The following is a 12,463-nucleotide window of genomic DNA, read 5'->3' on the forward strand; positions in this document are numbered from 1 at the left end:
CCCTCGCCCCCCGCGCACCGGTGGGGCCTCCCGGCCGCGCTGGTGGTGCTGGCCGTGAACCTCGCCGGCTTCACGCTGGGACCGGTCCTGGCCGGGGAGGGCTTCGTCGCCGAGACATACGTGCTCGCCATCATGGCCCCCACCCTGCTCGCGGGGGCGGCGGCCGTGGCGTTCAGCGTGTGGCGTGGCTGCGGACCCGTCGCCGACTTCGGACTGCCGCGGTCGTGGCCCGAGTTCCGCAACCAGCTCGGAATCGGTCTGCTCGGCGGGGGAATCGCGCTGCTCGGCGCGCTGATCCTGGCAGCGATCCTCGTCGTCGCCCTCGGCATCGACGCCGCCGATTCCCCGCTCACCGCCCTGGTCGGGTTGCCCACGGTGTGGAAACTGCTGCTCGTGGCCTGGGTGTGGTTCGGCGCCCCGCTCGGCGAGGAGCTGATGTTCCGCGGCATGCTCTGGGGGGCGCTCGAACGCCGGCCCGAGCGATGGTGGGGACGCCCGATCGGCGTCCTGACGATCACCACCGTCGTGTTCGCCATGTGGCATCAGGAGTGGTGGCGGCTGCCGGTTCTGTTGTGGGGCGGAGCGGCGATGGGGTTCGCGAGGCTGCGCGGCGGGTCGGTGTTCTCCTCCTGGGTGGCGCACTCGCTCAACAACACCCTGCCCGCGCTGAGCCTGCTGTTTCTGCTCTGACCTCCCGTTTTCGTCCCGGCGAGCGGATCTGGCAGAATGGATCGCTGTCGTCGCATCCGGTTACGTACCGCGCGGCGGTCACAGGATAGAGGCAAAACCGGGCGTGCCAGAAGGGCACGTCGTCCGAATTGCACGTGACAGGCGTATTTCGCATGCGCCGAAGGAGATTCACAGCAGTGGCTGTCAAGATCAAGCTCACCCGTCTCGGCAAGATCCGCAACCCGCAGTACCGCATCGTGGTTGCCGACTCGCGCACCCGCCGCAACGGCCGCGCCATCGAGACCATCGGCAAGTACCACCCGAAGGAAGAGCCCTCGCTGATCGAGATCGACTCGGAGCGGGCCCAGTACTGGCTCGGCGTCGGTGCGCAGCCGACCGAGCCGGTCGAGAACCTCCTCAAGATCACCGGCGACTGGCAGAAGTACAAGGGTCTCCCCGGCACCGAGGGCACCCTGCGCAAGGCCGAGCCGAAGCCGTCCAAGCTCGAGCTGTTCCAGGCCGCCCTCGCTCAGGCCGAGAACGCGCCGGCTGCCGAGGCCGTCACGCCCAAGAAGAAGAAGGCCGCCAAGGAAGACACCGCGGAGGAGTCCTCCGTGTCCACCGAGGCTGCCGAGTAATGAGCACCGTTGTCGCCGATGCCGTCGAGCATCTCGTCCGTGGGATCGTCGCCAACCCCGACGACGTGCGCGTCGAGCTGATCACGGGCCGTCGGGGGCGCACCGTCGAGGTGCACGTGCACCCCGACGATCTCGGCAAGGTCATCGGCCGCGGCGGCCGCACCGCGACCGCCCTGCGGACCCTCGTCTCCGGCATCGGGGGCCGTGGGATCCGCGTCGACGTCGTCGACACCGACCAGTAGGCGCGCCGCGGTGGAGCTCGTGGTGGGCCGTGTCGCCAAGTCGCACGGCATCAAGGGTGAGGTGGTCGTCGAGGTTCGCACCGACGAACCCGAGGAGCGCTTCGCCGTCGGCGCCGTGCTGCACGGCCGCAAGCCCCGCGAGCAGACCCTGCAGACGTACACGGTGGAAGCCGCCCGGGAACACTCCGGGCGGCTTCTGCTGCGCCTGCGGGGGATCGCCGACCGCAGCGCCGCCGACGCCCTGCGCGGCACCCTGTTCCTCGTCGACAGCGCCGACCTGCCGCCGTCCGACGACCCGGACGAGTTCTACGACCACGAGCTCGAGGGCCTGGCCGTACGCATCGTCGCGGGCCGGCCCGACGCCGGCACCGAGATCGGTACCGTTCGCGAGGTGCTGCACACCGCCGCCGGCGAACTGCTCGCCGTCCGCCCGGCCGGCGACGAACGGCGCGAACTGCTGATCCCGTTCGTCACCGCGATCGTGCCGACGGTGTCGCTCGCGGGCGGCGTCATCGAGATCGACCCGCCGGAGGGTCTGCTCGACCCCGACTTCGGCTCGGAGACATAACCTCCCGTGCGATTCGACGTCGTCACCATCTTCCCCGAATACCTCGAGCCGCTGCGCGTCGCGCTGCTCGGCAAGGCCATCGACAAGGGCCTCGTCTCCGTCGGGATCCACAACCTGCGGGACTGGACCCACGACGTGCACAAGGCCGTCGACGACTCCCCGTACGGCGGGGGACCGGGCATGGTCATGAAGCCCACGGTGTGGGGGCCCGCCCTCGACGACGTGCTCGCCGGCCCCGACGGCGAACCCGACCCCGACGTGCTGCTCGTCGTCCCCACCCCGGCCGGCGTGCCGTTCGACCAGGCCACCGCGCAGCGCTGGGCCGGCGAGAAGCGCATCGTGTTCGCCTGCGGCCGCTACGAGGGCATCGACCAGCGCGTCTTCGACGACGCCGCCCGCCGGGTCCGGGTCGAAGAGGTCAGCATCGGCGACTACGTCCTCATCGGCGGCGAGGTCGCCGTCCTCGTCATGACCGAGGCCGTCGTGCGACTGCTGCCCGGCGTTCTCGGCAATCAGCAGTCCCACCAGGAGGACTCCTTCTCCGACGGCCTCCTCGAGGGCCCCAGCTACACCCGCCCCGTCAGCTGGCGCGGCCTCGAGGTGCCGCCGGTGCTGCTGTCCGGGGACCACGCCAAGGTCGCCGCATGGCGCCGGGAGCGGGCGCTCGAGCGCACCCGCGAACGCCGACCCGACCTGCTCGCCGACTGACCGGTCACGGTCAGTGCGCGCCGGCGCCGCCGAACACCGTGCGGACCACCTCGGTGACCGTGTCCCGCGCGTGCTGCGCACTCGCATCCCCGGTCACGTCGAACAGCGCCGTATCCGGCAGATCGGCCCACCGGTCGTCGCCGTCGTCGTAATGCACGAGCTCGCGGGCGAGCACCACCAGCACATACCGCTCGTCCTCGCCGACGAACCCCGTGGACAGGTGGATCCAGCGCCCGTCGAGGCAGCACATCCAGCCCTGCTTCACGCCGAGTCCCGTCGTGTCGACCAGCCCGTCCGGCAACCCGAAATGCTGGTCGTACCCGTCGGCGCCGACCGGAGCGGCGGCCCGCAGGTGCCCGACGATCGTCGCGCGGCCCCACTCGTCCAGCCCGCCCGTGCCGTCGAGCAGGTCCGCGTACCAGGTGAGCAGGTCCGACGCGGTGGTGACGGTGTTCCACCACAGCCCGTCCGCGGGCGCGACGGTGCCGGTGAACGCGTGCCGTGCGGCGGTGCGCTCGACGATCTCCGAGTCGCCGTGCCGGAACCACAGGTCGTTCGCCGCCGAGTCGTCCGACGACTCGAGCATCGCGGTGATCCGGTCGTAGTCACTGCCGCCGAGCGGCAACTCGCCGGTCGCCGCCCGGTACAGCAGGTCGTCGGCGATGAACAGCTTGGCCACCGACGCGGTCTCGATCGGCGCGTCGACGCCCCCGACGACCCGGCGCCTGGTCCGACGATCGAGCGCGGCGATCGTCACGTCGGCGCCGCGTCCGGCGGCGGTCGCCGCCGCGGCCGTCATCCGGTCGGGCAGCGAACCGAACGGTTCCAGCGGGCCCGGGGACTCGACGGCGGCGGACGGCAGGGCGACCGGCGACACGACCGGCTCCGGGCCGCACGCACCCACCGTCGCCGCCGTCAGCAACGACAGCGCCAGCACCGCCCAGCGGCCGCCGCGCACCCGGGACATTCCCACGCTCCTGTAGTCGATTGTCCGGCGAGCTCGCCCCACCGTCCACCTCGGAGACGGGCGCGCCCACGCGCGTCACCGAGGGCGGAGGAAGGATAACGGTAGGGTCGACCGCTGTGACGACCGCTCTCAAGACCGTGAATCAGCGCATCGCCGAGGAACTCGACGTCCGGGAAGGTCAGGTCGCCGCGGCGGTCGACCTGCTCGACGGCGGCGCAACGGTGCCGTTCATCGCGCGCTACCGCAAGGAGGTCACCGGCGCGCTCGACGACGCCCAGCTCCGGCAGCTCGAGGAACGCCTGCGATACCTGCGTGAGCTCGACGAGCGCCGCACCGCGGTGCTCGAATCCATCGAGTCGCAGGGCAAGCTCGACGACGAGCTGCGCACGCAGATCCTCCTCGCAGACACCAAGGCCCGGCTCGAGGACATCTACCTGCCGTTCAAGCCGAAGCGGCGCACCAAGGCGCAGATCGCGCGGGAGGCCGGCCACGAGCCCGTCGCCGACGCCCTGATCGGCGACCCCACCACCGATCCCGCGCAGTACAGCGCCGAACAGCTCGACGGCGCCCGCGCCATCCTCGTCGAACGCTTCGCCGAGGACGCCGACCTCGTCGGCGAACTGCGTGACGCGATGTGGACCCGCGGACAGCTGAAGTCCACCGTGCGTCCCGGCAAGGAAACCGAGGGCGCCAAGTTCGCCGACTACTTCGACTTCTCCGAGCCCTTCACCGACCTGCCCTCGCACCGCATCCTCGCGGTGCTGCGCGGCGAGAAGGAGGAGGTACTCAGCCTGTCGCTCGAGCCGGACACCGAGGAACCCGAGCCCGGGCAGCGCACCTACTTCGAAGGCCGCATAGCCGCCCGCTTCGGCATCGCCGACGAGGGCCGGCCCGCCGACAAGTGGCTCCTCGACACCGTCCGCTGGGCGTGGCGCACCAAGCTGCTGGTCTCCCTGGCCCTCGACACCCGTATGCGGCTGCGGCAGTCCGCCGAGAAGGACGCCGTCGACGTGTTCGCCGCCAACCTGCGCGACCTGCTGCTCGCCGCCCCCGCCGGCACCCGGCCGACGATGGGACTCGACCCCGGCTTCCGCACCGGCACCAAGGTCGCCGTCGTCGACGCCACCGGTAAGGTTGTCGCGCACGACACGATCTACCCGCACCAGCCGCACAACAAGTGGGACCAGGCCCTGGCCACCCTCGCGCGGCTCGTCGCGCAGCACGGGGTGGAACTGATCGCGATCGGCAACGGCACCGCCTCCCGCGAAACCGATGCCCTCGCCACCGAGCTGATCGCCAAGTCCGGTGCCACGAATCTCACCAAGATCGTGGTGTCCGAGGCCGGCGCGTCCGTGTACTCGGCGTCGGCGTACGCGTCGAAGGAACTGCCGGATCTCGACGTGTCGATCCGCGGTGCGGTGTCCATCGCCCGGCGCCTGCAGGACCCGCTCGCCGAGCTCGTCAAGATCGATCCCAAGTCCATCGGCGTCGGCCAGTACCAGCACGACGTGTCCGAGACGATGCTCGCCCGCTCCCTCGGCGCGGTCGTCGAGGACGCGGTGAACGCCGTCGGCGTGGACGTCAACACCGCCTCGGTGCCGTTGCTCGCCCGGGTGTCGGGCATCGCCTCGTCCCTCGCGGAGAGCATCGTCGCCCATCGAGACCAGCACGGCCCGTTCCGCACCCGCAAGGCCCTCACGGACGTGCCGCGCCTCGGTCCGAAGGCGTTCGAGCAGTGCGCCGGCTTCCTGCGGATTCCCAACGGCGACGACCCGCTCGACACCTCGAGCGTGCACCCCGAGGCGTACCCGGTGGTGCGGCGCATCGTCGAACGGAACGGCGGCGACGTGCGCGAGCTCATCGGCAACACCGCGGTGCTGCGCCGGCTGCGGCCGGCGGAGTTCGTCGACGACCGCTTCGGCCTGCCCACCGTCACCGACATCATCGCCGAGCTCGAGAAGCCGGGCCGCGACCCGCGCCCGGAGTTCAAGACCGCGACGTTCGCCGCCGGCGTGGAGAAGGTCGCCGACCTGAAGCCCGGCATGGTGCTCGAGGGTGTGGTCACCAACGTCGCGGCGTTCGGCGCGTTCGTCGACGTCGGGGTGCATCAGGACGGCCTCGTGCACGTGTCCGCGATGTCCCGCAGCTTCGTCCAGGACCCGCACGACGTCGTCAAGTCCGGCGAGGTGGTCAAGGTCAAGGTGCTCGACGTGGACGTGCCCCGGCAGCGGATCAGCCTGACGCTGCGCCTCGACGACGAGATCCCCGCCCCCGGTGCCCCCGCCGGCGGTGCCGACCCGGGCGGTCCGCAAGACCGCGGCGGGCGCCGGCCCGGCGGCCAGCGGCAGGGTGGGAAGCGGCAGGGCGGACAGCGGCAGGGGCAGGGCGGCCGCCGCGGGGACCGTCGCCAGGACGCCGCGCCCGCCGCCGGATCGATGGCGGACGCGCTGCGGCGTGCCGGATTCGGCAAGTAGATGCGCCCCGGGCCGCGCCGACTACCGGCGCGGCCCGGTTCCTGACATCCTCGGGAGCATGCAGCCCACGGTGACGACCGGCCGCGCGCCGAAGGACCCGCTCCGCCTCGTCGACGGCGTTCCGAGGGCGATCGCGCGGTGACTGCGGTGACCGAGTGGCTGCAGCGCGAGATCATCGAGCGCGGGCGGCTGCCGCTGCTGTTCTTCCTGCTCGGCTTCCTCCTCGCGTTCCTCTTCATCCGATTCAGCGTCCGCATGATCCGCGCCCAGGTGCGCTGGTGGCCCGGCAATGTCACCCCCGGCGGACACCACGTGCACCACGTGGTGTTCGGCGTGGTCACCATGGTGATCGCGGGCGGGTCCCTGATCGCGGTCTACGAGGACGGTACGCAGACCACCGGAGCGGCCCTGGCCACGCTCTTCGGCATCGGGACCGCGCTCGTGCTCGACGAGTTCGCCCTGATCTTCTATCTCAACGACGTGTACTGGGAGCAGGAGGGACGCGTCTCGGTGGATGCGGTCTTCGTCGCGATCGCCGTCACCGGCCTGGTGTTGCTCGGCCTGCAGCCCCTCGAGTTCGCCGACGTCACCAACTTCCGGGAGGACCCGTCGTGGGTCACCCGCACGCTGATCGCCCTCTCCGCGCTCGCAAATCTCGCCCTCGCGGCGGTCGTGCTGGCCAAGGGCAAGATCTGGACGGGCCTGATCGGCCTGTTCGTCTTCCCGCTGCTGGTGATCGGCGCGGTGCGCCTGTCGCGGCCCGGCGCCCCCTGGGCGCGGTGGCGCTACAGCGGCAAGGTCCGCAAGATGCGCCGCGCGATCGAACGCGAGAGGCGCTATCGGCGCCCGGTGATCCGGGCGAAGATCTTCGTGCAGGACCTCGTCGCGGGCAAACCGACGATGGACACCGTGCACGGGGCCGTCGAGCACTCCCGCGTCGCCGCCGAAGCCGAACTGGCCCGCACGGTGCACGCCGCGCCCCCGCCGATTTCCGCCACCCCGGCACCGTCTGGCACAATTGACGGGTTGCCCGGCTCGGGCACGCATACCTGACCTGGGCACGAACCAGTCGAGCACCGCCTTCCGGCGGATGCCGCTCGGTTCCTCTGCTCATGCGAACAAGCGAGGATGACAACCGATGAACACCCTGGACTTCCTGGACGCCAAGTCCCTGCGCGACGACATTCCGGACTTCCGTGCCGGCGACACCCTGAACGTGCACGTGAAGGTCATCGAGGGCTCCAAGGAGCGCGTGCAGGTCTTCAAGGGCGTCGTGATCCGTCGCCAGAACGGTGGCATCCGCGAGACCTTCACCGTGCGCAAGGTGTCGTTCGGCGTCGGCGTCGAGCGGACCTTCCCGGTGCACAGCCCCAACCTCGCCAAGATCGAGGTCGTCACCCGCGGTGACGTGCGTCGCGCCAAGCTGTACTACCTGCGCGAGCTGCGGGGCAAGGCCGCCAAGATCAAGGAAAAGCGCTGACCTCGTCGCGCTGACCGCCAGGCCCCGAGTAGCCCGGTCCGGATTCGTTCCGGGCCGGGCTACTCTGATTCGGTGGCAGATTCATCGCGAGACCCGGCCGTGCCGGAGATGCAGCAGCGCAGCACCGACGACACGCCCGAACGCGATCGGAAACAGGACAAGAAGGAGAAGTCGTTCCTGCGGGAACTGCCCGTCCTGATCCTCGTCGCACTCGTGCTGAGCTTCCTGCTCCAGACCTTCGTCGCGCGGGTCTACCTCATCCCCTCGGAGTCGATGGAACCCACGCTGCACGGCTGCCCCGGCTGCACCGGCGACCGGATCGTCGTCGAGAAGATCGGCTATCGCTTCGGCGACCCCCGGCCCGGCGACGTCGTGGTCTTCCGTGGCCCCGACTCCTGGTCCACCGGCTACGTCTCCACCCGCTCCGACAACGTCGTGATCCGCGGCGTGCAGGAGGTCGGATCCCTCGTCGGACTCGTCCCGCCCGACGAGAACGACCTCGTCAAGCGTGTGATCGCCGTCGGCGGGCAGACCGTCGAATGCTGCGACGACCAGGGCCGCGTCCTCGTCGACGGCAAGCCCCTCGACGAGCCGTACATCGAGATGGACTTCCCGTTCACACCCGGCGTGGTCACCTGCGAGACCGAGGTGCGCTCGGGCCGGTGCTTCGGGCCGGTCACCGTGCCGGACGGTCACCTCTGGGTCATGGGCGACAACCGCTCGAACTCCGCGGACTCCCGCTACCACGTCGCCGACGAGAACCAGGGCACCATCCCGATCGACAACGTGATCGGCAAGGCCCGGTTCATCGTCCTGCCGCCGTCGCGGTGGGGCACCATCGATTCCCCGGAGATCCAGCAACCGTGACGTCGTGGCCGCCGCGTGCCGTGATCCGCAGGTCCGCGGGCCTGCGCACCATGGAGTCGACGCTCGTGCGGTGCGGGCTCGGGCCGGTCGCGGGTGTCGACGAGGCCGGCCGCGGCGCCTGCGCCGGGCCGCTGGTCGTCGCCGCCTGCATCCTCGATCCCAAACCGCACCCGTCGCTCGCGCGCCTCGACGACTCCAAGAGGCTCACCGAGAAGACCCGCGAGGAGTTGTTCCCGATCATCCGCCGTCGCGCGGTGGCGTGGAGCGTGGTGATCGTGCCGGCGGCCGAGATCGACGTCATCGGCGTGCACGTGGCCAACATCGAGGGCATGCGCCGCGCGGTGATGCGGCTGTCCGTCGCGCCCGGGTACGTCCTCACCGACGGCTTCCGCGTGCCCGGCCTGCCGGCGCCGTCGCTGCCGGTCATCGGCGGCGACGCCGCGGCGGCCTGCATCGCGGCGGCGAGCGTGCTCGCCAAGGTCACCCGGGACCGGATCATGGTCGACCTCGACGGCGAACTGCCCGGCTACGGCTTCGCCGTCCACAAGGGCTACAGCACCCCCGCGCACATGGCGGCATTGCGGGACCTCGGCCCCAGCCGGGAGCATCGGCTGCGGTACGCCAACGTTGCCGCCCTCCTCGGCGACGACGCCGGCCCCGGCCGATTCGGCTCCGACGAGGCGGATGCGGGATGATGGATCAACACACCAGAACGGGAGGACACCGAGACCGATGAGTGCCGAGGATCTCGAGAAGTACGAAACCGAGATGGAGCTCTCGCTGTACCGGGAGTACCGGGACATCGTCGGTCAGTTCGCGTACGTCGTGGAGACCGAGCGACGGTTCTATCTCGCCAATGCGGTCGAGCTGCTGCCGCACAACTCCGGCGGCGAGGTGTACTTCGAAGTGCGCATGTCCGATGCGTGGGTGTGGGACATGTACCGCCCCGCCCGCTTCGTCAAGCACGTCCGGGTCATCACCTTCAAGGACGTCAACATCGAAGAGCTCGACAAGCCGGACCTGCGCCTGCCCGACAAGCTGGGGTAGCGCCCCTACGACCTCCCGTACGTGGCCGAATGTCACATTCCTTCGATCTGATCGAAGCGGTGTGACATTCGGCCACGTGCCGTTCCGGGCCTCCTCCGCGTCGGCCGAAGTTGTCCACACCCGGCGAGTTCATCCACAGATTTCGTGATCCGGCCCGGTGTGGACCGCGGAGGACCTTCGCGTGGCGCACAGTGGTCGCCACACAGGGAGGGACGGGGATGGGACGCAATCAGCAGGTGGGGGCGCTGGGGGAGGACCTGGCGGCCGAGTTTCTCGAGTCGGCGGGCATGGTGGTGCTCGCGCGCAACTGGCGCAGCCGGTACGGGGAACTCGATCTGATCGCCGAGGACGGCGACACGGTGGTGTTCGTGGAGGTCAAGACCCGCACCGGCCTCGGATACGGCACGCCCGCCGAGGCGGTGACCGCGGTGAAGGCGGACCGGATCCGCCGACTGGCCGCGTTGTGGTTGTCCGGCCGGCAGCAACGGTGGCGGCGGGTGCGGGTCGACGTGGTCACGGTGCTGCTCCCACAGCGGGGCGAACCCTTGATCACCCACCGGCGGCAGGTGCTGTGATGGCGCTGGGGAAGGCGTACTCGGTGGCCGTCACGGGGGTGGACGGGCAGGTCGTGGAAGTCGAGGCCGACATCGGCCGCGGCCTGCCGGGAGTGAAGATGGTGGGCCTGCCCGACACCGCGCTGCAGGAGTCCCGGGATCGGGTGCGCGCGGCGGTGACGAATTCCGGTGGTGAATGGCCGGATTCGCGCGTGGTGCTGGCCCTGTCGCCGGCGACGCTGCCGAAGGTGGGCAGCGTGTACGACCTCGCCCTCGCGTGTGCGGTGCTCAACGCCGCCAAGTCGATTCCGCCCGAGGGTGTTTCGCGGACGGTTCTGCTCGGAGAGCTGGCGCTCGACGGCCGGGTGCGGTCGGTGCGCGGGGTACTGCCGGCGGTGCTGTCCGCCAAACGCGCCGGGTGGGAGCGGGTGGTGGTCCCGGCCTCCACGATGTCCGAGGCCGGGCTGGTCGACGGCATCGACATCTACGGGGCGGACACCCTCACCGAGGTGGTGCTGTGGCTGCGCGGAGACGGCCCCCTCGAGCGGCCCGGTCCCCGGCCGGTGGGGGAGCGGCCGGGGCGGGCGGACATGAGCGAGGTGGTCGGTCAGCACGAGGCGCGACGGGCCATCGAGATCGCCGCCGCCGGCGCGCACCACCTGATGCTCACCGGCCCACCCGGAATCGGGAAGACGATGCTCGCCCAGCGGCTTCCCGGCGTGCTGCCGGCGCTGACGGAGGAACAGGCGCTCGAGGTGACCGCGATCCACTCCGTCGCCGGAACCCTGTCGGCGGACCGGCCGCTCGTCACCGACCCGCCGTTCATCGCTCCACACCACACCGCCTCGGTCAGCTCGCTCGTCGGTGGGGGCGGCGGCATGGCCAAACCCGGCGCGGTCAGCCGTGCACACCGGGGCGTGCTGTTCCTCGACGAGGTCGCCGAGATGGGCACCAAGGCGCTCGAGGCGCTGCGGACCCCGCTCGAGGACGGCGAGGTGCGGATCGCCCGCCGCGACGGCGTCGCGCGCTATCCGGCGCGGTTCCAGCTGATCCTCGCCGCCAATCCGTGCCCGTGTGCCCCGCCGCGCGACGCCGACTGCGTGTGCCCGCCCACCGCCCGACGTCGCTACCTGGGCAGGCTGTCGGGTCCGCTGCTGGACCGGGTGGACCTGCGGGTCCGGATGGAGACGGTGGCCACCGGCGCCCTCATGGGGGAGGCGGGGGAGAGCACCGAGGACGTCCGCGCCCGAGTGGCCCGCGCCCGGGCCGCGGCGGCCGAGCGGTGGGGGGTCCACGGCTGGAGCACCAACGCCGAGGTGCCCGGCCCTGCACTCCGGCAGAAGTTCCGCCTGCCCGCCGCGGCGCTCAAGCCGGTCGAATGGGCGCTGCGGAAGGGCGCGATCACCGCCCGCGGGGCCGATCGGGCGTTGCGCGTCGCCTGGACGTTGGCGGACCTGGCCGAACTGGACGCACCGGGTGAGGTGCAGGTGGCGGCGGCGCTGGATTTCCGGGATCGGGGGACGGCGTGAGCGCGGCGGAGCCGCGCCGGCTGGCGTGGGCGTACCTGTCGACGGTCGCCCAGGGTGCGTCGCGGATGCTGAATGCTGCGATCGAGGCGGACGGCCCGGAGGCGGTCGCCGCGGCCGTGCGCGACGGCTCGATCGGCGGCGCGTTACGCCGTCGCACCGTCGCACGTGCCCATCTCGACTCGGCGGCGCAGGATCTCGAGCTCGTCGCGCGGCTGGGTGGACGGTTGGTGACGCCGGACGACGCGGAGTGGCCGGCGTGGCAGTTGCTGGCGTTCGACGGCCTCGACGGCGCGGACACCGATGCGGCGCCGGTGGCGCTGTGGGTGGTGGGTCGGCGGCGCATCGACGAGCTGGTCGAGCGGTCCGTCGCCGTGGTCGGCACGCGTGCGGCGAGCGGCTACGGGGAGAACGTGACCGCGGAGATCGCCGGGGACCTGGCGATGGACGGGTGGGCGGTGCTGTCGGGGGCGGCTTTCGGGGTCGATGCCGCGGCGCATCGGGCGGCGCTGGGGGTCGGCGGCGCGACGATGGCGGTGCTCGCGTGCGGGGTGGACCGGGCGTATCCGGCGGCGCACACCGGGTTGCTGCGGCAGATCGCCGAGCACGGGGCGGTGGTCAGCGAGTATCCGCCCGGGACGGTGCCGGCGCGGTTCCGGTTCCTGGCCCGCAATCGGCTGGTCGCCGCGCTCGGCGGAGGTGTGCTGGTGGTGGAGGCGGGGT

15 protein-coding genes are annotated in these 12,463 nt (G+C 71.3%); 14 read left to right on the forward strand and 1 reads right to left on the reverse strand.

Going from position 1 to position 12,463, the window contains the following annotated elements:
- The 5 genes from G6039_RS28390 to trmD all read left to right on the forward strand — a co-directional run.
- On the forward strand, nt 1-690 hold a 690-nt coding region (locus tag G6039_RS28390; RefSeq protein ID WP_164528166.1), incomplete at its 5' end, for a CPBP family intramembrane glutamic endopeptidase.
- A gap of 176 nt (nt 691-866) precedes the next feature.
- A complete protein-coding gene (rpsP, locus tag G6039_RS28395; RefSeq protein ID WP_006933690.1) occupies nt 867-1,307 on the forward strand; it encodes a 30S ribosomal protein S16 in 441 nt (146 codons plus the stop codon).
- Complete coding sequence (locus G6039_RS28400) at nt 1,307-1,549, forward strand: RNA-binding protein (RefSeq protein WP_006933693.1); 243 nt, start codon at nt 1,307-1,309, stop codon at nt 1,547-1,549. Before rpsP ends, G6039_RS28400 begins: the two co-directional genes overlap by 1 nt.
- Before the next feature lie 10 nt (nt 1,550-1,559).
- On the forward strand, nt 1,560-2,117 hold the full coding sequence (rimM, locus tag G6039_RS28405; RefSeq protein ID WP_029543205.1) for a ribosome maturation factor RimM: 558 nt from the start codon (nt 1,560-1,562) through the stop codon (nt 2,115-2,117).
- Between the two features lie 6 nt (nt 2,118-2,123).
- On the forward strand, nt 2,124-2,825 hold the full coding sequence (gene trmD, locus G6039_RS28410) for a tRNA (guanosine(37)-N1)-methyltransferase TrmD (protein ID WP_006933695.1): 702 nt from the start codon (nt 2,124-2,126) through the stop codon (nt 2,823-2,825).
- 10 nt (nt 2,826-2,835) lie between these two features.
- Here the strand turns inward: trmD and G6039_RS28415 are convergent, their stop codons facing one another.
- A complete protein-coding gene (locus G6039_RS28415; protein WP_043800024.1) occupies nt 2,836-3,792 on the reverse strand; it encodes a hypothetical protein in 957 nt (318 codons plus the stop codon).
- A 116-nt stretch (nt 3,793-3,908) separates the two neighbouring features.
- Between G6039_RS28415 and G6039_RS28420 the strand changes: the two genes are divergently transcribed.
- From G6039_RS28420 to G6039_RS28460, 9 genes are all read left to right on the forward strand, one after another.
- Nucleotides 3,909-6,266 carry a Tex family protein gene (locus G6039_RS28420; RefSeq protein ID WP_006931083.1) on the forward strand — a complete coding sequence of 786 codons (2,358 nt, stop codon included), beginning with the start codon at nt 3,909-3,911 and terminating at the stop codon, nt 6,264-6,266.
- Nucleotides 6,267-6,413: 147 nt separating this feature from the next.
- Entirely contained in the window at nt 6,414-7,319 is a 906-nt protein-coding gene (locus tag G6039_RS28425; RefSeq protein ID WP_029543207.1) for a hypothetical protein, read from the forward strand.
- 85 nt (nt 7,320-7,404) lie between these two features.
- Nucleotides 7,405-7,746, forward strand: a complete 342-nt coding sequence (gene rplS, locus G6039_RS28430) for a 50S ribosomal protein L19 (RefSeq protein ID WP_003939017.1) — start codon at nt 7,405-7,407, stop codon at nt 7,744-7,746.
- Between the two features lie 108 nt (nt 7,747-7,854).
- The gene (gene lepB, locus G6039_RS28435) at nt 7,855-8,613 is read left to right on the forward strand and encodes a signal peptidase I (RefSeq protein WP_044476372.1); all 759 of its coding nucleotides are present in this window, start codon (nt 7,855-7,857) and stop codon (nt 8,611-8,613) included.
- Nucleotides 8,610-9,308: a ribonuclease HII gene (locus G6039_RS28440; RefSeq protein WP_006944319.1), complete on the forward strand. Its 699-nt coding sequence runs from the start codon at nt 8,610-8,612 to the stop codon at nt 9,306-9,308. The genes lepB and G6039_RS28440 overlap by 4 nt, the downstream gene beginning before the upstream one ends.
- A 37-nt stretch (nt 9,309-9,345) precedes the next feature.
- Nucleotides 9,346-9,660 carry a DUF2469 domain-containing protein gene (locus tag G6039_RS28445; protein ID WP_003939014.1) on the forward strand — a complete coding sequence of 105 codons (315 nt, stop codon included), beginning with the start codon at nt 9,346-9,348 and terminating at the stop codon, nt 9,658-9,660.
- A gap of 218 nt (nt 9,661-9,878) precedes the next feature.
- Complete coding sequence (locus tag G6039_RS28450) at nt 9,879-10,235, forward strand: YraN family protein (protein WP_006937458.1); 357 nt, start codon at nt 9,879-9,881, stop codon at nt 10,233-10,235.
- Complete coding sequence (locus G6039_RS28455) at nt 10,235-11,743, forward strand: YifB family Mg chelatase-like AAA ATPase (protein WP_043800021.1); 1,509 nt, start codon at nt 10,235-10,237, stop codon at nt 11,741-11,743. Before G6039_RS28450 ends, G6039_RS28455 begins: the two co-directional genes overlap by 1 nt.
- On the forward strand, nt 11,740-12,463 hold a 724-nt coding region (locus G6039_RS28460; RefSeq protein ID WP_338148590.1), incomplete at its 3' end, for a DNA-processing protein DprA. The genes G6039_RS28455 and G6039_RS28460, both read left to right, overlap by 4 nt.

It is taken from the genome of Rhodococcus aetherivorans (genome assembly GCF_011058165.1).
Taxonomy (GTDB): Bacteria; Actinomycetota; Actinomycetes; order Mycobacteriales; family Mycobacteriaceae; genus Rhodococcus; species Rhodococcus aetherivorans.

Bases quoted from the DNA above. Each gene is read 5' to 3' on its own strand.
- G6039_RS28450 (WP_006937458.1), top strand. From the start codon at position 9,879: ATGGGACGCAATCAGCAGGTGGGGGCGCTGGGGGAGGACCTGGCGGCC.
- rplS (WP_003939017.1), top strand. From the start codon at position 7,405: ATGAACACCCTGGACTTCCTGGACGCCAAGTCCCTGCGCGACGACATT.
- G6039_RS28455 (WP_043800021.1), top strand. From the start codon at position 10,235: ATGGCGCTGGGGAAGGCGTACTCGGTGGCCGTCACGGGGGTGGACGGG.
- G6039_RS28415 (WP_043800024.1), bottom strand. From the start codon at position 3,792: ATGTCCCGGGTGCGCGGCGGCCGCTGGGCGGTGCTGGCGCTGTCGTTG.
- G6039_RS28400 (WP_006933693.1), top strand. From the start codon at position 1,307: ATGAGCACCGTTGTCGCCGATGCCGTCGAGCATCTCGTCCGTGGGATC.
- G6039_RS28445 (WP_003939014.1), top strand. From the start codon at position 9,346: ATGAGTGCCGAGGATCTCGAGAAGTACGAAACCGAGATGGAGCTCTCG.
- lepB (WP_044476372.1), top strand. From the start codon at position 7,855: ATGCAGCAGCGCAGCACCGACGACACGCCCGAACGCGATCGGAAACAG.